Source organism: Comamonas sp., from assembly GCF_036666375.1.
GTDB lineage: Bacteria > Pseudomonadota > Gammaproteobacteria > Burkholderiales > Burkholderiaceae_C > Comamonas.
Window position 1 is genome coordinate 10,138 of sequence record NZ_JAVWWA010000067.1, and the last position, 16,873, is coordinate 27,010.

Here is a 16,873-nt window from a genome sequence, read left to right on the forward strand (position 1 = left end):
TGGCCGTCGGGGGTGACGAGCTGCACGCCCTGCAGTGTTTCGGCCCGGGGCGGTGGCGGCGGCTCGGTCGGCGCTGGCGGCTCGGCAGGCACCGGCGGCTCGGGCGCTGGCTCGGGCATGGGGGGCGCTGCCTGCTCCCGGGCTGCGGCCAGCGTTTCCTGCGGCATTTCGGCGGGCGTTGTCTCAACAGCCTCGGCCGGAAGTTCGGTGGGTACGGGTGCGGCGCGCACCGGCGCGGGGCGCGGTCTTGCCTGGGGGCGGGGCGCTGGCACGGGCGCGGCGACGGGGGCCGGGGGCGGCGGTGCAGGCGGCGGCGCGATGCTGCGCGTGGTGAACGCGGGCGCGTTGCGCGTGGGGTCCGGGCTGGCCGATGCGCTGGACCATGCGGGCAGCTCCCACAGCAGCCAGGCATGCGCGGCCAGCACGGCGGCGGTCAGCGGCAGCAGCACAGGCGTTCGCATGGCGGGCGCCGCTTCAGCGGCTCGCGTGGCCCAGGTCGGCCGAAAGCTGCAGCGCGGCGGTGCGCAACTGGGCATCGATGGCGCCGTCGTAGGCCGGATCGAAGGTGGCGATCGAGCCCAGCGTGGTGATGCCCATCACGATATGGCCCGACGAGTCGAACACCGGCGTGCAGAACGCGACGATGCCCGGCAGCAGCGTGTCGACCACGCGTGCCGTGCCGTGGGCACGCACTTCGGCCAGCATGGCGCGCACGCCTTCGGGCGTGAGCGGCAGGTCGCTGCGGCCGATCTGGCGCGCGCGCTGCATTTCCGCGTCCAGCATGCCCTGTGTCAGCTCCGCGGGCAGGTACGCGGCAAAGCAGCGCCCCGTGGCCGAAGACAGCAGCGGCATCACATCGCCCAGGCGCAGATTGGCCGTGACCGATTGCGCCGATTCTTCCCAATGCACGATGGTCGGGCCATGGTTGCCCCAGACGGCGAGCGCGACCGTGTGCTGCAGCGCTTCGAGCAGCAGCGGCATGCGTTCGCGCGCCAGGCGCACCGGGTCCAGGCGCGTGAGCGCGGCCAGGCCCAGCTTGAGGCTGGCCGGGCCCAGGTCATAGCGTGAAGTGCGGCTGTCCTGCGTCACCAGGCCCAGGCGCTGGAAGCTCACCAGATAGCGGTGCGCCTTGGCGGCGCTCATCTCCGCCGACGCCGCGACTTCCTTGAGCATCAGCGGCACGCGCGCGCGCGCCAGGCCTTCGAGCAGCGCAAAACCGACTTCGACCGACTGAATACCTGCGCGTTCCTTTTCCATATGCACTAAAATTCCATTGTTTTGTTTAGGTAAACTCATTTACCCAAGCGTAATCTCATCGCTGCCCTTGCAGGCCGCGCCTTTCTGTCCCCGCCATTGAAGTTCCAGCCACCATGAAACTCGCTACTTATAAAGACGGCTCGCGCGACGGCCAACTGGTCGTTGTCTCCCGCGATCTGGGCCTGGCCCATTATGCGACCGGCATTGCCAGCCGCATGCAGCAGGTGCTGGACGACTGGGCCTTCATGGCGCCGCAGCTGCAGGACCTGTACCAGCAGCTCAACGCCGGCAAGGCGCCGCATGCGTTCGCCTTCAATCCCGAGCAGTGCATGGCGCCGCTGCCGCGCGCCTACCAGTGGGCCGACGGTTCTGCCTATCTCAACCATGTGGAGCTGGTGCGCCAGGCGCGCAACTCCGAAGTGCCGGCGACGTTCTACACCGACCCGCTGATGTACCAGGGCGGCTCCGATGACTTCATCGGTCCCTGCGACGACGTGGTGGTTCCCAGCGAAGCCATGGGAATCGACTTCGAGGCCGAGATCGCCGTGGTCACGACCGACGTGCCCATGGGCAGCACACCAGCCCAGGCGCTGCAGGGCATTCGCCTGGTGATGCTGGTCAACGACGTGTCGCTGCGCAATCTGATTCCCGCCGAGCTCGCCAAGGGCTTCGGCTTCTTCCAGAGCAAGCCGGCGACGGCGTTCAGCCCGGTCGCGGTGACGCTCGACGAGCTGGGCGATGCCTGGGACGCGGGCCGGCTGAACCTGACGCTGCAGTCGATCTGGAACGGCCGCAAGGTCGGCATGTGCGACGCCGGCCCCGAAATGACCTTCCACTTCGGCCAGCTGATCGCCCACATCTGCAAGACGCGCAATGTGCGCGCCGGCACCATCGTCGGCAGCGGCACCGTGAGCAACAAGGGCGTGGGCGAAGGCAGCGCGATGCAGTGGCCCAAGGGCTACAGCTGCATCGCCGAAAAGCGCTGCATAGAAACCATTCAGACCGGCGCTCCCGTGACCGAGTTCATGAAGTTCGGCGACACCATACGCATTGAAATGAAGGGCCGCGACGGCCAGAGCATTTTCGGCGCGATCGATCAGACGATTGCCGCGCCCGGCGAAACCCCGGCCTGAAACCCCGGAGCGCGCGCGGGACCGGCACCACAGAGTGCCGGCCGGCGCGGCATGGCCTTGCCATGCACGCCCTTCATGCATCCACCGGCGCGCCGCGGGCGACGCCGGTCTTTTTCCTCAGGAGACAAAAAATGGACCGCAGACATTTTCTGGCCGCGATGACGGCCACTGCCGCCGCGCCTTTCGCATCGCAGGCACTGGCCCAGAACTGGCCCGACCAGGCCATTCGCTGGGTCGTCCCCTATCCGCCGGGTGGCGGCACCGACGTGCTGGCGCGCACCGTGGCCGAAGCCATGCGCCAGAGCCTGGGCCAGACCATCGTCATCGAGAACAAGCCCGGCGCATCGACCAACATCGGCGCCCAGCAGGTGGCGACGGCCAAGCCCGACGGCTACACCATCATGTCGGCCGACAACGCCGTGCTGGCCTACAACGAGCACCTGTTCAGCAAGCTGCCGTTCAGTCCCGAAAAGGACTTCACGTACGTGGGCGGCATGAGCCGTTTCCCGCTGGCGCTGGTCGTGAACCCGGCGTTCGAGGCGAAGACGCTGCAGGAATTCCTGGCCTATGCGCGCGCCAATCCCGGCAAGATCAACTACGCTTCGCCCGGCAACGGCTCGCCCCACCATCTGGCGATGGAAATGTTCAAGGCGCGCACCGGCACCTTCCTCACGCACATTCCCTACCGCGGCGCGGCGCCGGCCGTGGCCGACGTGATGGGCGGCCAGGTGCCGTGCATGTTCCTCGATCTGGCCTCGGGCCTGCCCATCATCCAGTCGGGCAAGGTGCGCGCGCTGGCCATAGGCTCGGCCCAGCGCATGGCCAACCTGCCGCAGCTGCCCACGCTGGCCGAAGCCGGCGTGGCGAATTCCGAAGTCTTTGCCTTCCAGGGCATTCTCGCGCCCAAGGCCTTGCCTGCGCCCATCACGCAGCGGCTCAATGCCGAACTCAACAAGGCATTGGCCAGCCCGCCCGTCGTCAAGCGCATGCAGGACTTCGGCATGGAAGCGCTGCCGGGCACGCCGGAACAGTTCCGCGCGATGGCGCGCGCCGAAGCCAAGCGCTGGGGCGAGATCATCCAGAAGGCCGGCATCAAGCTCGACTGAGCGCGCTGTCCTGACAGAATGGCGGTTGAGCAGGGCGCAGGCCCTGCCACCCCATTCCAAGGAGAGCCACGATGCAGAATTTTGATTTCAGCAACCCCACGCGCATTGTTTTCGGCGAGGGCGTGATCGCCAAGCTGGGCAAGCTGCTGCCCGAGACCGCGCAGGTGCTGATCGTCGTCGGCGGCAGCAGCGCCGAGAAGAACGGCACGCTGGCCGAAGTGCGCGCGGCCCTGGGCGCACGCCGCCACGCAACCTTCGCGGGCATAGAACCCAATCCCACGCTGGAGACTTCGATGCGCGCGGTCGCGCAGTTCCAGCAGGGCGGCTTCGACTTCCTGCTGGCCGTGGGCGGCGGCTCGGTGATCGACGCCGTCAAGTTCATTGCCGCGGCCGTGCGTCTTCCCGGCGCCGACGCGGCGGCTGCCTGGGAGCTGGTGCGCAAGGGCGGGCGCGGTGTCGCCCAGGCCGCGCCGCTGGGCGTGGTGCTGACGCTGCCGGCCACGGGCTCGGAAATGAACAACGGCGGCGTGCTGACAAATGCGGCAGAAGGCGCGAAGCTGCCGTTTTCCAATCGCCTGCTGTTTCCGCAGTTCGCGCTGCTGGACCCGACCAAGACCTATACGCTGCCCACGCGCCAACTGGCCAACGGCGTGGTCGATGCCTTCGTGCACACCATGGAGCAGTACCTGACCTATCCCGTCGATGCGCGCGTGCAGGACCGCTTTGCCGAAGGCCTGCTGCAGACGCTGATCGAGATCGGCCCGCGCGTCGTGGCCAGCGAGACGCCCGACTACGCCGACCGCGCCAACCTGGTCTGGAGCGCCACGCTGGCGCTCAACGGCCTGATAGGCGCGGGCGTGCCCCAGGACTGGGCCACGCACATGATCGGCCACGAACTCACGGCGCTCTACGGCATAGACCATGCGCGCACGCTGGCCGTGGTGCTGCCCGCGATGATGGACGCGCGCCGCGAGCAAAAGCACGCCAAGCTGCTGCAGTACGCCGAGCGCGTCTGGGGCATTACCGAAGGCTCGGAAGAAGGCCGCATCAACGCCGCGATCACGCAGACGCGCAACTTCTTCGAGGGCCTTGGCGTGCCCACGCGGCTGTCGGCCTATGACCTGGGCGCCGAAGCCGTGGACGCGGCCGTGGCCCAGCTGGAAAAGCACGGCATGGTCGCGCTGTCCGAGCACCGCGACATCGACGCGGCCAAGGCGCGGGAAATCCTGGGCCTGGCGATCTGAACCGCCGGCTTCAGCGCAGCGCCAGCACCGCGCGCGCAAGGCGCGCGAGCGCATCCTGCAGCACTTCGGGCGAGGTGGCGATCGACAGGCGGAAATAGGGCGACAGCCCGTAGGCGCTGCCGGCCACCACCGCCACGCCTTCGCTGTCGAGCAGGTACAGCACCAGGTCCGTATCGTCGGCCAGCACCTTGCCCTGGGGCGTGCGCTTGCCTATCAGGCCCGCGCAGTTGACGAACAGATAGAACGCACCGTCGGGCGCGCGGCAGCGCAGGCCGGGGATCTGGCGCAGGCCCGCGAGCATCAGGTCGCGCCGCTGGCGATAGACGGCCGCGCTTTCACGCACGAACGTCTGGTCGCCGCACAAGGCCGCGACGGCTGCCGCCTGGCTCACGGAACACGCATTGCCGCTGGTCTGCGATTGCAGCGTTTCCATGGCCTGCATCAGTTCGCGCGGACCGGCGGCGTAGCCTATGCGCCAGCCCGTCATCGCGTACGACTTGGAGACGCCGTTGATCACCAGCGTGCGCGCGCGCAGCTGCGGCGCCGCGGCGAGCAGGTGCACGCAGGGCGCAGCGGTGAACACGATGTGTTCGTAGATGTCGTCGGTCATCACCATGACCTGCGGATGGCGCTGCAGCACCTCGGCCAGGGCGCGGTATTCCCCGGCCGTGTAGCAGGCGCCCGTGGGGTTGCTTGGCGAGTTCAGCAGCAGCCAGCGGGTGCGCGGCGTGATCGCGGCCTCGAGCTGCGCCGCGGTGAGCCTGAAGCCCTGGTCCTCGGGGCAGGGCAGGATCACGGGCTGGGCATCGCAGGCCAGCACCATGTCGGGATAGGAAACCCAGTAAGGCGCCGGTATCAGCACCTCGTCGCCCGGGTCCAGCGTGGCGGCGAACGCGCAGTAGATGGCGCTCTTGGCGCCGTTGGTGACCAGGGTTTCGCAGGCGTCATAGCTCAGCGCGTTCTCGCGCAGCAGCTTCTGGGCGATGGCCTGGCGCAGCGCAGCGCTGCCGGCGATCGGCGTGTAGCGCGTGGCGCCCGCGTCCATGGCCTGCAGCGCGGCCGCGCGGATGTGCGCCGGCGTGTCGAAGTCCGGCTCGCCCACGGCGAGGTTGACGATGGAGCGGCCGCTGCGCTGCAGCGCCTGGGCGCGGTCGGCGGCGCTGGTGCTGGGAGACGGTTTGATGCGCCGCAGGCGTGCGGACAGGGTGATCGCGGTCATGGCGGGGTTCCAGCGAAGGGGGTGAAGAAATCGGTCAGGAATGGGCGCCGGCATGCGGCCCGGTGCTGCGCTGCTGCCTGAGATACCACTGCAGCCGCAGCGACAGCCCGGCGTTGGCGACGGCCAGCGCTGCCAGCAGCCACAGCGTGGCATGCGCGCCCCACTGCGACAGAATGAAGCCGCAGACCAGGGGCGTCAGCGCCTGGCACAGCAGCGACGAGCGCGCCAGCCGGCCCATGACCAGGGCATAGGCATGGGCGGGCACCAGCGCCAGCGGCAGCGTGCCGCGCACCAGTGCGCGCAGTCCGTTGCCCACGCCGTAGCAGACGATGCCCAGCGCCGCCGCGGCCGGAACGGCGCTGATCAGCAGCATGCCCAGCGCGACGAAAACGGCAGAGAACAGCGCCATCCAGATCGCGTGCAGATTGCGCAATGCCAGGTTGAGCACGCGCACGCCGACCATGCTCGGGCCGATCAGCGCGCTCAGCGCGATCGCCGCGGTCAGGCTGTGGCCCGTGCCTTGCAGCAGCAGGATGATCTGCACCGATACCGCGGTCATCAGGATGGCAGCGATGCAGAACACCAGCGACAGCAGCCGCATCAGCGCAGGGTCCACGTCGGCCAGCGCCTGGCGGTCGGCGCCGGGCCGCGGCGGCGCGGCCGATGCGGGCGCGATGTCGGGCGGCAATGCCAGCAGGTAGAGCGGCGACATCACCACGGCCATGAAGGCCGCATAGGCAAGGCAGGTGCCGCGCCAGCCGAGTTCGGGTTCCAGCCAGGCCAGCGCCGGCCAGCTGACCGTGGAGGCGAAGCCGCCGATCAGCGTCACCACATAGATGGTGTTGCGCGCCTGCGCGCCCCAGCGCGCGCCCAGCACGGCGAACAGCGGGTCGTAGAGCCCGCCGGCCATGCCTATTCCCATCACCACCCAGCCGGCGACGAACACGCTGTAGTGGGGCGCGAGCGCCAATATCACCAGGCCCAGCGCCACGAGCCAGCTCGACAGCAGCAGCACGCGCCGGCCCTGGCCGCGCGCGATGCGCCGGCTGGCCCAGGGCGACAGCAGGCCCGAGACCAGCGCGCCCACGGTCAGCGCGCCATAGATCCAGGTCAGCGACCAGCCCGTGTCCGCATGGATGGGCGCGGCCAGCACCGTCAGCAGAAAGAACGAGCCGCCCCAGACCACGATCTGCGCCACGCCCAGCAGCGCAGCCGAAGCCGTTGACGGCGTGCCGGCGCTCATGCGCCGGACTCCAGCTGCACCAGTGCCTGGCCGTATTGCACGGACTGTCCCGCGGCCGCGCACAAGGCCTTGACGGTGCCGGCCGCGGGCGCTGGCAGCGCCGTGAGAATGCCGCAGACTTCGATGAAGCCCAGCGCCTCGCCGGCCTGCACCGGGCGCCCGATCCGGGCGCCGAGCTGGGGCTGCAGCGGGTGCAGCGGATGGAAGATGCCGAAGCCGTTGGCGCAAACGGTGGTCGTGGCGCGCGCGCTCGGTACGGCTGCGCTGGGCAGCAGCACGCGCAGCGTCGCCTGGCCCAGCGTGCATTCGAGCTGCGTGATGCCGCTGCGCGGCATGCGCTGCAGCCATTGCGCGATGCGTTCAATCTGCATGGCGTGCTCCTGTGGACTGCAGCCGGTCCAGTGATTTCTCGAGGTAGTGGATGTCGGTGCCGCCCTGCTGGAAGCCGGCGTCGGCAAGCACCGCCTGCAGCAGCGGCGCGCCGTGGTCTATGCCCTGCAGCCGCATGGCCTGCAGCGCCTGCTGCATGCGCGCAATGGCCTGGGCGCGGGTGTCGCCATGTGCGATGACCTTGGCGACCAGCGAGTCGTACCAGGGCGGCACTTCGGCGCCGTCCACCAGATGCGTGTCCACGCGTATGCCCGCGCCTTGTGGCGCCTGCCATTGCGCGACCGTGCCCGGCGAAGGCCGGAACGTCCAGGGATGCTCGGCATTGATGCGGCATTCGATCGCATGGCCTTGCGGCGTGATGTCCTGCTGGCGCAGGGCCAGCGGCTGTCCCTGGGCAATGCGCAACTGCTGGGCCACGATGTCTATGCCGGTCACGGCTTCGGTCACGGGATGCTCGACCTGCACGCGCGTGTTCATCTCGATGAAATAGAACTGGCCGTTCTCGAACAGGAACTCGAACGTTCCCGCGCCGCGGTAGTTCATCTGCACGCAGGCGCGGGCGCAGCGCTCGCCTATCGCCGCGATGGCGCTGCGCTCTATGCCCGGCGCCGGCGATTCCTCCAGCACTTTCTGGTGGCGCCGCTGCATCGAGCAGTCGCGCTCGCCCAGCCAGACCGCCCGGCCCTGGCCGTCGGCCAGCACCTGGATCTCGACATGGCGCGGATGGATCAGGAACTTCTCCATGTAGACCGCGGCGCTGCCGAAGGCGCGCGCGGCTTCCTCGCGCGTGAGACGCAGTGCGGCCGGCAGTTCGTCGGGACCGTGCACCACGCGCATGCCGCGGCCGCCGCCGCCTGCGGCCGCCTTGATGATCACCGGGTAGCCGATCTCCTGCGCCTGGGCCTGCACGCGTTCCAGATCAGGCGACAACTCCCCTTGCGAGCCGGGAACGCAGGGCACGCCCGCCTCGCGCATCGCCGCCTTGGCCGCGATCTTGTCGCCCATGCGGCGTATGGTGTCGCCGCGCGGGCCGACGAACACCAGCCCCGCGGCTTCGACGGCATCGGCGAACTGCGCGTTCTCCGATAGAAAGCCGTAGCCCGGATGCACCGCGCCCGCGCCCGTGGACAGGGCCGCGAGCAGGATTTCCGCCTGGTTCAGATAGCTTTGCGCCGCGGGTGCCGGGCCTATGCAGACGCTCTCGTCGGCCAGGCGCACATGCAGCTGCCCGGCGTCGGCCAGCGAATGAACGGCCACGGTTTTCAGGCCTGCGGCCTGGCAGGCGCGAATGATGCGCACCGCGATCTCGCCGCGGTTGGCGATCAGCAGCTTGTCAAACATGTGCGCTCTCCAGCGCTTCGATCACCAGCAGCGCCGCGCCGGCCTGCACGGCCTGGCCGTTGTCGATCGCGAACGACACGATGCGCCCCGCGCGGTCGGCTTCGACTTCGTTGAGCATCTTCATGGTTTCTATCAGTCCCAGCACCTGGCCTGGCTCGACGATGGAGCCGACCTGGGCGAACGGCGCGGCGTCGGGCGCGCTGGCGCGAAAGAAGTTGCCGCTCAGCGGAGCGGCCAGCGCATGCCGGGCCGGGTGGGCCGGCATTGCCGGCGCCGCGGCGGTCGCCACTGCGGGCCGGGCCGGCATCTGCGCCGGCCCAGCGCCGGCCGCGCGCGCCAGCCGCAGGCTGCCTTCGGGGCTGACAAATTCCATCTCCAGCGCGCCCGACTGCTCGAACAGATCGAACAGGTGTTCCACGAAAGGGTGTTGCATCGCGCTCTCCTCAGGCAAACGCCTGGACGGTGACGCCCGCGCCTTCGAGCAGGGCGCGCACGCGCGCCGCCATCTCGATCGCCCCGGGCGTGTCGCTGTGCACGCAGATCGAGTCGATGGGCGTGGCCACGGTCTTGCCTTCGCAGGTTTCCACGCCGCCGGCGGCAAGCATGCGCAGGATGCGGTCCGCGGCCTGCTGCGGGTCCTTGAGCAGCGCGCCGGGCAGGCTGCGCGCGATCAGGAAACCGGTCTCGTCATAGCCGCGGTCGGCATAGATCTCGGCCTTGGAGACCAGGCCCATGTCGCGCGCCACGCGGTCCTGCTGGCCGTTGGCGATCGACAGCAGGATCAGCGACGGGTCCACGGCCTTGACGGCGCGGCACACGGCCGTCGCCACGGCTTCGCTGTGGTAGGTCTGGTGGCCCATTGCGCCATGGCATTTGACGTACTTGATCGGGTTGCCGGCATAGGTCGACAAGGCCATGGCCGCGCCGACCTGATAGGCCACGAGGCGCTCGATCTGCGCGGGGGAGAACGCCATGTCGCGCCGCCCGAAGCCCCACAGATCGGGATAGCCGGGGTGCGCGCCCACGCAGACGTTCTGCGCCTTGGCATCGGCAAAGGTGCTGGCCATGATCTCGGGATCGCCGGCGTGAAAGCCGCAGGCGATGTTGGCGGACGTGACGATCTTCAGGATGGCCTGGTCGTCACCGAGGCGGTAGGCGCCGAAGCCTTCGCCCATGTCTGAATTCAAGTCTACGGTCTTGCTCATGTGGTGTTCCTCTTTGCTGGGGTGAAATGCCGCCTGCCGTGCGTGCCGACGGCAGGAGTGGGCGATGGCGCAAGGCGATCAGTGCAGGCGGGTCGCGACCAGCGGCAGGCGGGCGGCCAGGGCCTGCCAGGCTGCGTGCTGGGCGCGCAGGGCGCTCACGGCCTGGGCCACGTCGACGCGCTCGAAGCGCAGCGCGCAGCCGGCCGGCACCTGGCCCAGGCGCCATTGGTCGGCCTCGATGACGGTCGCGATCTTGGGATAGCCGCCGCAGGTATTGGCTTCGGCAAGCTGGATGATGGGCTGGCCCGCGGGCGGCACCTGCACCGTGCCTGGCACCAGGCCGTGGGACAGCAGTTCGCGGCGCTGCGCCATCTGCAGCGTCTGCGCGCCCTGCAGCCGGTAGCCCTGGCGGTTCGAGTCGGGTGTGACCTGCCAGGGCGCGGCCTCGAAGCGCTGGCGCGAGTCGGCGCTGAACTCCTCGTACTCGGCGGCCGGCAGCACGCGCACGCTGACGCAGCCCTGGGCAATTTGCGCCAGCAGCGCGGGCACTTCGCCCGGCACGCAGCCCAGGCCGGCGCGGCGCGGCGCTTCGGCGCTGGCCGCGCCCAGCGCCAGCATGTCCAGGCGCTTGAGGCCGCGTCCGCCCATGCCGCCCAGGCCGGCCTTGAGATCGGTGCTGCGCGAGCCGAGCACGCGCGCAACATCCACCCCGCCGGCCACCGCCAGATAGACGCGCATGCCGCGCGCCGGGCGCTGGATCTCCAGCGTCTGGCCGGCCGCGACGCGGCAGCTCCACCAGGGCGCGATCAGCCGGCCGTCGAGTTCTATGCGCGCATCGGCGCCCGTGCAGGCAAAGACGCTGTCGCGCTCGAAGCGCACGCGGAAAGGGAAGATCGCCAGCTCTATGCCCGCGGCGTCGGCAGCATTGCCCACGAGGCTGTTGGCGTAGCGCAGCGCCAGCGGGTCCATCGCGCCGCTGGCGCACACGCCCAGATGCAGGTGGCCGCTGCGGCCCGCGTCCTGCACCAGATTCATCGCCCCCGAAGTCAGGACCTGCATCATGCGATCACCTCCCGGGCGACGAAGCGCACGGTGTCGCCGGGCTCGAACAGGCAGGGTGCGGCGCGCGCGGCGTCGAACACCGCCGCCGAAGTCACTCCCAGGATATGCCAGCCCGAAGGCGCGGCATCGGGCATGACGCCGGCCTGCACGCCGCCTATGACCACGGAGCCGCGGGGAATGCGCAGCCGTGGCACCGAGCGGCGCGGCGCATGCAGGCGTTCGGGCAGGCCCGACAGGTAGCTGAAGCCCGGCGTCGAACCTATGCACATGACCTGGAACTGCGCGCTGCTGTGCAGCGCAACGTAGTCGTGCACGCCCAGGCCGGCGCGCTGCGCCTGCTCCTGCAGGTCGATGCCGCCTTCGCCGCCGTAGATGACCGGAATTTCCACCACGCGCGGCGCGCGGGCGCAGGCCGTGGCCCGCTCCCACTGCGCCAGCACCCAGTCGCGCACGGTCGTCGGCGCCAGTGCCAGCGGGTCGAACAGCACCAGGATGTTGTTCACGCCGGGAACGATTTCGCGCAGGCCGTCGAGATGCGCGCCGCCGCGCAGCGCTTCGGCCAGCGCCCAGATGCGCTGCTGCACGCCGACGTCGATGCGGGCGTCGCCGCAGTCGAGATAGATGCCGCCGGCGCCGGCGAAATGGATGCGCGCTGGCGCGCTGGCTGCCTGTTTTTCCGCTGTGACTGTCGTCATGGATGGTCTTCCTGAATGCCGTTGCAGCGACATTTCCTGCCGCGATGAAGCGATCATCCAAACTTCGCCGCGCTGCGGCAAACGACTTTTTTTCGACGAAAAAAACCAATTTTTCTTCAGGCATGCAGGCCGCGAGCGCGGCGCGCTGCAGCGGGGGGCACGGTTTTTGCAAGCCGGTTTGGCGTGAACACCCGCTTTCTTGAAACCCTCATCGTCCTGGCACGCGTCGGCAGCTTCCGCGAGGCCGCCGAGGCCATGCATGTCACGCAGACGGCCGTGTCGCAGCGCATCGCCAATCTCGAGGACGACCTCGGAATCGAGCTGATAGACCGCAGCGCGCGCCAGCTCAAGCTCACGCCCCATGGACAGGAAGTGGTCGAGCAGTCGCGCAAGATCGTCGCGCTGACCAAGGGCCTGCACCAGCTGTCGCAGCGCGACGCGCCCGTGGCCGGCCCGGTGCGCATAGGCGCCGTGGAAACCGTGGTCAAGACCTGGCTGTCGCCGCTGATCAAGGAGATCTCCACGGCCTGCCCGCTGATCGATCTGGAGATTGCGGTCGACACTTCGCGCAACCTGCAGGACATGTTCGTTCGGCGCAGCATCGATGTCATGTTCCAGGACATGCATTTCACGCCCGCGACCGAAACGAACGAATATGTGGTGCGCCGCATCTGCGACTATCCGGTGCACTGGATCTCGCGCCCCGAGCTGTGCAGCGGTCTGCCGCGCGCGCATGCGCTCAAGGAAATCGTCTCGCACCGGATACTGACCTTCTCGCGCTTCTCGCTGCCCCATGCCAACTTGCAGGCATTCCTGATGGACCATGGGCTGGAGAACGCGCGCATCACCAACGTGCCCTCGGTGGAGTCCATCCTGCAGCTGCTGCACGACGGCTACGCCGTCGCCGCGATTCCGCCGGTGTTCGTCATCGCGCCGCTGCTGCAGGGCGGACTCACGCTGTGGGACTGCCCCGCGCCGCTGCCCATCACCATGCTGGGAATCGCGCGCCGCGGCGCGTCCGCGGGCGTGCTCGAAGTGCTGCGGCGCGCACAGGGCGTGGCGCATGCGGCGGCCGAGCGGGTGCAGCAGGAGGCGGGCCAGCCATGGATGCGTTCGCTGGCGGAATGACGATGAAAAAAGCCCCCGGGCCGTAGGCCAGGGGGCCGGCAGCGGTGCATCAGCGCACGGCTATTTCATCGCGCTGGGCAGCCACAGCACGATGTCCGGAAACACCGTCACGATGGCCGTCGCGGCAACCAGCACCAGGAAGAACGGAAAGGACTTCTTGATCAGGAACCAGAGGCTGTGATGGGTGATGTTCTGGATCACGAACAGGTTGAAGCCCACGGGCGGCGTGATCTGCGCCATCTCCACGATCAGGATCAGGTAGATGCCGAACCAGATCGGGTCTATGCCCGCGGCCAGCACCGCCGGCATCAGTACCGAGGTGGTCAGCACCACGATGGAAATGCCTTCGAGGAAAGCGCCCAGGATGATGAAGAACACCGACAGCACCGCGATCAGCCCGTACTGGCTCAGGCCCAGCGAGGAGATCCAGGCCGCGAGGTTCGTCGGCAGCCCCGAGAAGCTCATCGCCGCGGTCAGGCAGCCCGCGCCGACCATGATGAAGGCGATCATGCAGGTGGTGCGCACCGCTCCCATCAGGCTGTCGGTGAAGCTGGCGCGCGACAGCGAGCCGCTCAGGCCCGCAATGCCCAGCGAGCCGGCCACGCCTATCACCGCGGCCTCGGTGGCCGTGGCCACGCCGGTGTAGATCGTGCCTATCACCAGCGCGATCAGCGCCAGCACCGGCAGCAGCAGGCGCAGCCGGTAGACCATCTCGCGCAGCGGCATGGGCGGGTCCGCGGCCGGCACCTTGCCGGGATTGCGCCAGGACCAGTAGGCGATGTAGCCCGAGAACATCGCCATCAGCATGATGCCCGGGATGATGCCGGCGATGAACAGCTTCACCACCGACGCCTGCGCCGCGACGCCGTAGACGATCATCACGATGGAGGGCGGAATCAGCAGCCCCAGCGTGCCCGCACCGGCGAGCGAACCCACGGCCAGGCCTTCGTCGTAGCCGCGCTTCTTGAGCTCGGGCAGCGAGATCTTGCCTATGGTCGCGGCCGTCGCGGCGGATGACCCGCTGACCGCCGCGAAGATGCCGCAGCCGACCACATTGACGTGCACCAGGCGTCCGGGGAGCATGCGCATCCACGGACCCAGGCCGGCGAACATGTCCTGCGACAGCCGCGTGCGAAACAGGATCTCGCCCATCCAGATGAACATCGGCAGCGCCACCAGCCCCCAGTTGGCGGCCGAATCCCAGGCCTTGGTGGGCAGCACGATGTCGGCCGGAACATCGGTGAAGAACATCACGCTGAGCACGCCGCAGGCCAGCAGGCCCAGCGAGACCCACAGGCCCGCGGCGAGCATCAACAGCATCGCGCCGATCACGAAGACCGCTTGCAGTACGTCAGCCATGACCTTCCTCCGTCCAGTAGTCGCCGCGCAGGGCGCACACCAGGCGCCCGAGCAGCATCACGAACATGCCCCACATGCCTATGGGCATGGACAGCTGCGGGACCCACATCGGCAGGATCACCATGCCTTGCGACAACTCGTTGCCGACAAAGGATTCGTGCACGAAGAGCGTGCAGTGCTTGGCGGCCCAGCCCACGAGCACCAGCGCCGCGACCGTGGACAGCACTTCGCACAACTGCTTGGCGCGCGGCGGCAATACCTGCAGCGCCAGCGTGACGCGGATATGCGCGCCCTGGCGCAAGGTATAGGGCAGGGACAGGAACACGGTGGCCGCCATCGACCAGGCCGCAAAATCGTCGGCCGCGGGAATCTGCGTGCCCAGCATGCGGGCCACGACCTGGGCCGCGACCAGCAGCGCCGTGGCCAGCAGCGCGATGCCGCCGAGCGCGCCCGACACCCGGGAGATGGCGTCCAGCGTGCGGTCCAGCCAATGCATGGCGTTCAGCGGGGGGGCGGCGCCGGGCGCTGCGTCGCTGTCAAGGACGGTTGCGGTAGGCATTGAGCACCTCCAGCGCCTGTGGATCGGCCTTCTTGGCCCATTCGTCGGACAGGGTCTTGGCCACGCCCTTGAGCTGCTCGGCCAGCTTGGGCGGCATGGGCATGACCTTGATGCCCTTGGCCGTCAGCGTGTCCATGTACTTCTGGTCCGCTGCCCTGGCCAGCACCCAGCCGCGGTCCTCGGCCTTGGCGGCGGCCTGCATCAGTGCCTTGCGCTGGGCCTCGGGCAAGGCGTTGAACGCGCGCTTGTTCATGTAGGCCACGTGGAAAGGTGCGGCCGCCTGCAGGTTGTAGAAGTACTGCGTGTAATCCCAGGCACTGGTGTCGACGCCGGTGGCCGACGAGGTCATCATCATGTCGATCATGTTGGTCGAGAAGGCCTGGGGCACTTCGGCGATCTGCACGGTGGTCGGCACGGCGCCCATCAGCGTCGCCATGCGCGAGGCCGAGGCATTGACCGCGCGCAGCTTCATGCCCTTGAAGTCATCGAGCGACTCCACGGGCTTCTTGGTGTAGATGCCCTGCATGGGCCAGGGGCTGCCGTACAGCAGGACCAGATTGCTTTTCTCCAGGCGCTGGGCGATCAGCGGGCGCGCGGTCTGCCAGAGCAGGCGGGTCTTGTCCATGGACGGCGCGAGAAACGGAATGTTGTCGATCTCGAAGATCGGGTCATCGTTGCCCATGGCCGCGAGCAGCACATCGGCGACGGGAACCAGGCCTTGCTGTACGCCGCGCTTGACTTCGGGGCGCTTGAGCAGGATCGAGTTGGACTGCACTTTCAACTCCAGCGCGCCCCCGGTCGCCGTCTTCACGTCCTCGGCGAAGCTGCGCGCGTTTTCGGTGTGGTAGTTGGTGTCGGGTTGCTCGGCCGACATGGTGAGCGTGGCGGCCTGGGCGAGCCCGGTCCACAGGGCCATTGCAGCCATGGCCGAAACGACGGCGGTGCGAAGGGGTTGCATCGTGACTTTTCCTCAAAAAAGTGTTTGAACCATTGGCCTGCGCATGGGGCGCGCAGGCCGGGCTTTCAAAGCCGTGCAATCACTGTGCATCAGCGGTCAAAAGGGTGTCAAAGCAGTTTTTTTTGTCGAAGTCCGCAATTTTTCTTGAACGCTCCAGATGGGCGCAGGCTGCCCCGTCGGGGTGCCTGGCCGAGTCTTGCCAGGGCCGCAAAACCGCCGCTTGCACCAGCGCTGTGCGCCCAGTGCAGGCCGCGCTGCTATGCCGCCTGCACCTGTACCGTGCAATCGTAGAAGCTGGGCGCGCGGCCTATGTCGGTCAGCTGCTGGTGGGTCAGCTCGTTGACATTGGTGCCGTTGGCGCCGTCCTTGCGCCACCAGATGCCCAGGCCCACGACCAGGCCGGCGCGCGCCCGGCCATTGATGCTTGCATGGCACAGATGCTCGCCGCGCGCGTTGAACACGCGCACCAGCGCTCCGTCCGCGATGCCGCGCGTGGCGGCATCCTCGGGGTGCATCTCCAGCAGCGGCCGGCCTTCGGCGTTGCGCAGCTTCTGCACGTTGACAAAGGTGCTGTTGAGGAAGTTGCGCGCCGGCGGCGAGATCATCGCCAGGGGGTAGGGGCCTTGCGGGTCGGGCTGCTCGTGGTTGGGCAGGTAGTCGGGCAGCGGGTTGACGCCCAGTGCTTCCAGGCTGGCGCTGACGAATTCGCATTTGCCCGAAGGCGTGGCAAAGCCGCCGTCGGCAAACGGCGCGTCGGGCACGGGCAGGTGGGCAAAGCCGGTGGCAAGCAGCTGGTCGAAGTCGACTTTGGCCGATTCGATGGCCTGGCGGCACAGCGTTTCGTCGTCCTCGTGAAAGCCGGGCGCGGCAAACGCCGGGTCGAGCGCGGCCATTTGCGCCGCGAGATCGCGGAAGATCCGCGCATTGCTTCTGGCTTCGCCCACGGGCGCGATCGCCGGGCGGTTGAGCAGTAC

18 protein-coding genes and 1 pseudogene are annotated in these 16,873 nt (G+C 68.5%); 5 read left to right on the forward strand and 14 right to left on the reverse strand.

What is annotated here, in order from left to right; genetic code table 11:
* Both RR928_RS15960 and RR928_RS15965 read right to left on the reverse strand, forming a co-directional pair.
* Positions 1-461: pseudogene (locus RR928_RS15960) on the reverse strand (hypothetical protein); the annotation flags it as partial.
* A 13-nt stretch (positions 462-474) separates the two neighbouring features.
* Positions 475-1,257: an IclR family transcriptional regulator gene (locus tag RR928_RS15965; RefSeq protein ID WP_332683269.1), complete on the reverse strand. Its 783-nt coding sequence runs from the start codon at positions 1,255-1,257 to the stop codon at positions 475-477.
* A gap of 113 nt (positions 1,258-1,370) precedes the next feature.
* On the opposite strand from RR928_RS15965, the gene RR928_RS15970 reads away from it, so the two are divergent.
* The 3 genes from RR928_RS15970 to RR928_RS15980 all read left to right on the forward strand — a co-directional run bounded on the left by RR928_RS15970 (position 1,371) and on the right by RR928_RS15980 (position 4,740).
* A complete protein-coding gene (locus RR928_RS15970; protein WP_332534761.1) occupies positions 1,371-2,390 on the forward strand; it encodes a fumarylacetoacetate hydrolase family protein in 1,020 nt (339 codons plus the stop codon).
* A 131-nt stretch (positions 2,391-2,521) separates the two neighbouring features.
* The gene (locus RR928_RS15975) at positions 2,522-3,496 is read left to right on the forward strand and encodes a Bug family tripartite tricarboxylate transporter substrate binding protein (protein ID WP_332534762.1); all 975 of its coding nucleotides are present in this window, start codon (positions 2,522-2,524) and stop codon (positions 3,494-3,496) included.
* Positions 3,497-3,567: 71 nt separating this feature from the next.
* On the forward strand, positions 3,568-4,740 hold the full coding sequence (locus tag RR928_RS15980) for an iron-containing alcohol dehydrogenase (RefSeq protein WP_332683272.1): 1,173 nt from the start codon (positions 3,568-3,570) through the stop codon (positions 4,738-4,740).
* Between the two features lie 10 nt (positions 4,741-4,750).
* On the opposite strand, the gene RR928_RS15985 is transcribed toward RR928_RS15980, so the two are convergent.
* From RR928_RS15985 to pxpB, 8 genes are all read right to left on the reverse strand, one after another.
* A complete protein-coding gene (locus RR928_RS15985) occupies positions 4,751-5,959 on the reverse strand; it encodes an aspartate transaminase (protein ID WP_332534766.1) in 1,209 nt (402 codons plus the stop codon).
* Between the two features lie 34 nt (positions 5,960-5,993).
* Positions 5,994-7,202, reverse strand: coding sequence for an MFS transporter (locus tag RR928_RS15990; protein ID WP_332534768.1), 1,209 nt, complete (start codon positions 7,200-7,202; stop codon positions 5,994-5,996).
* Positions 7,199-7,573, reverse strand: coding sequence for a biotin/lipoyl-containing protein (locus RR928_RS15995; protein ID WP_332683274.1), 375 nt, complete (start codon positions 7,571-7,573; stop codon positions 7,199-7,201). The genes RR928_RS15990 and RR928_RS15995 overlap by 4 nt, the downstream gene beginning before the upstream one ends.
* A complete protein-coding gene (gene accC / locus RR928_RS16000; protein WP_332548096.1) occupies positions 7,563-8,933 on the reverse strand; it encodes an acetyl-CoA carboxylase biotin carboxylase subunit in 1,371 nt (456 codons plus the stop codon). The genes RR928_RS15995 and accC overlap by 11 nt, the downstream gene beginning before the upstream one ends.
* A complete protein-coding gene (locus RR928_RS16005) occupies positions 8,926-9,366 on the reverse strand; it encodes an acetyl-CoA carboxylase (RefSeq protein WP_332683276.1) in 441 nt (146 codons plus the stop codon). Before RR928_RS16005 ends, accC begins: the two co-directional genes overlap by 8 nt.
* A 10-nt stretch (positions 9,367-9,376) precedes the next feature.
* Positions 9,377-10,138, reverse strand: coding sequence for a LamB/YcsF family protein (locus RR928_RS16010; RefSeq protein ID WP_332683278.1), 762 nt, complete (start codon positions 10,136-10,138; stop codon positions 9,377-9,379).
* Between the two features lie 78 nt (positions 10,139-10,216).
* Complete coding sequence (locus tag RR928_RS16015) at positions 10,217-11,200, reverse strand: biotin-dependent carboxyltransferase family protein (protein WP_332534777.1); 984 nt, start codon at positions 11,198-11,200, stop codon at positions 10,217-10,219.
* Positions 11,197-11,895, reverse strand: a complete 699-nt coding sequence (pxpB, locus tag RR928_RS16020) for a 5-oxoprolinase subunit PxpB (RefSeq protein ID WP_332683280.1) — start codon at positions 11,893-11,895, stop codon at positions 11,197-11,199. Before pxpB ends, RR928_RS16015 begins: the two co-directional genes overlap by 4 nt.
* Between pxpB and RR928_RS16025 the strand changes: the two genes are divergently transcribed.
* Both RR928_RS16025 and RR928_RS16030 read left to right on the forward strand, forming a co-directional pair.
* Positions 11,894-12,082 (forward strand): hypothetical protein, encoded by a 189-nt coding sequence (locus tag RR928_RS16025; protein WP_332534780.1) that lies wholly within the window; start codon positions 11,894-11,896, stop codon positions 12,080-12,082. The two genes, pxpB and RR928_RS16025, sit on opposite strands and share 2 nt — an antisense overlap.
* The gene (locus RR928_RS16030; protein WP_332534781.1) at positions 12,079-13,023 is read left to right on the forward strand and encodes a LysR family transcriptional regulator; all 945 of its coding nucleotides are present in this window, start codon (positions 12,079-12,081) and stop codon (positions 13,021-13,023) included. The genes RR928_RS16025 and RR928_RS16030 overlap by 4 nt, the downstream gene beginning before the upstream one ends.
* A 60-nt stretch (positions 13,024-13,083) precedes the next feature.
* Here the strand turns inward: RR928_RS16030 and RR928_RS16035 are convergent, their stop codons facing one another.
* From RR928_RS16035 to RR928_RS16050, 4 genes are all read right to left on the reverse strand, one after another.
* Positions 13,084-14,382 carry a TRAP transporter large permease gene (locus RR928_RS16035; protein WP_332534782.1) on the reverse strand — a complete coding sequence of 433 codons (1,299 nt, stop codon included), beginning with the start codon at positions 14,380-14,382 and terminating at the stop codon, positions 13,084-13,086.
* On the reverse strand, positions 14,375-14,941 hold the full coding sequence (locus RR928_RS16040; RefSeq protein WP_332534783.1) for a TRAP transporter small permease: 567 nt from the start codon (positions 14,939-14,941) through the stop codon (positions 14,375-14,377). The genes RR928_RS16035 and RR928_RS16040 overlap by 8 nt, the downstream gene beginning before the upstream one ends.
* Positions 14,919-15,899: a TRAP transporter substrate-binding protein gene (locus tag RR928_RS16045; protein ID WP_332534785.1), complete on the reverse strand. Its 981-nt coding sequence runs from the start codon at positions 15,897-15,899 to the stop codon at positions 14,919-14,921. Before RR928_RS16045 ends, RR928_RS16040 begins: the two co-directional genes overlap by 23 nt.
* Before the next feature lie 257 nt (positions 15,900-16,156).
* Positions 16,157-16,873 (reverse strand): molybdopterin dinucleotide binding domain-containing protein (locus RR928_RS16050; RefSeq protein ID WP_332683284.1); only part of this gene is annotated, 717 nt, incomplete at its 5' end.

Excerpts from the sequence above, each read along its gene's own strand:
- RR928_RS15965 (WP_332683269.1), bottom strand. The coding sequence starts at position 1,257 with ATGGAAAAGGAACGCGCAGGTATTCAGTCGGTCGAAGTCGGTTTTGCG.
- RR928_RS15970 (WP_332534761.1), top strand. The coding sequence starts at position 1,371 with ATGAAACTCGCTACTTATAAAGACGGCTCGCGCGACGGCCAACTGGTC.
- RR928_RS15975 (WP_332534762.1), top strand. The coding sequence starts at position 2,522 with ATGGACCGCAGACATTTTCTGGCCGCGATGACGGCCACTGCCGCCGCG.
- RR928_RS15980 (WP_332683272.1), top strand. The coding sequence starts at position 3,568 with ATGCAGAATTTTGATTTCAGCAACCCCACGCGCATTGTTTTCGGCGAG.
- RR928_RS15985 (WP_332534766.1), bottom strand. The coding sequence starts at position 5,959 with ATGACCGCGATCACCCTGTCCGCACGCCTGCGGCGCATCAAACCGTCT.
- RR928_RS15990 (WP_332534768.1), bottom strand. The coding sequence starts at position 7,202 with ATGAGCGCCGGCACGCCGTCAACGGCTTCGGCTGCGCTGCTGGGCGTG.
- RR928_RS15995 (WP_332683274.1), bottom strand. The coding sequence starts at position 7,573 with ATGCAGATTGAACGCATCGCGCAATGGCTGCAGCGCATGCCGCGCAGC.
- accC (WP_332548096.1), bottom strand. The coding sequence starts at position 8,933 with ATGTTTGACAAGCTGCTGATCGCCAACCGCGGCGAGATCGCGGTGCGC.
- RR928_RS16005 (WP_332683276.1), bottom strand. The coding sequence starts at position 9,366 with ATGCAACACCCTTTCGTGGAACACCTGTTCGATCTGTTCGAGCAGTCG.
- RR928_RS16010 (WP_332683278.1), bottom strand. The coding sequence starts at position 10,138 with ATGAGCAAGACCGTAGACTTGAATTCAGACATGGGCGAAGGCTTCGGC.
- RR928_RS16015 (WP_332534777.1), bottom strand. The coding sequence starts at position 11,200 with ATGATGCAGGTCCTGACTTCGGGGGCGATGAATCTGGTGCAGGACGCG.
- RR928_RS16025 (WP_332534780.1), top strand. The coding sequence starts at position 11,894 with ATGGATGGTCTTCCTGAATGCCGTTGCAGCGACATTTCCTGCCGCGAT.
- pxpB (WP_332683280.1), bottom strand. The coding sequence starts at position 11,895 with ATGACGACAGTCACAGCGGAAAAACAGGCAGCCAGCGCGCCAGCGCGC.
- RR928_RS16035 (WP_332534782.1), bottom strand. The coding sequence starts at position 14,382 with ATGGCTGACGTACTGCAAGCGGTCTTCGTGATCGGCGCGATGCTGTTG.
- RR928_RS16040 (WP_332534783.1), bottom strand. The coding sequence starts at position 14,941 with ATGCCTACCGCAACCGTCCTTGACAGCGACGCAGCGCCCGGCGCCGCC.
- RR928_RS16045 (WP_332534785.1), bottom strand. The coding sequence starts at position 15,899 with ATGCAACCCCTTCGCACCGCCGTCGTTTCGGCCATGGCTGCAATGGCC.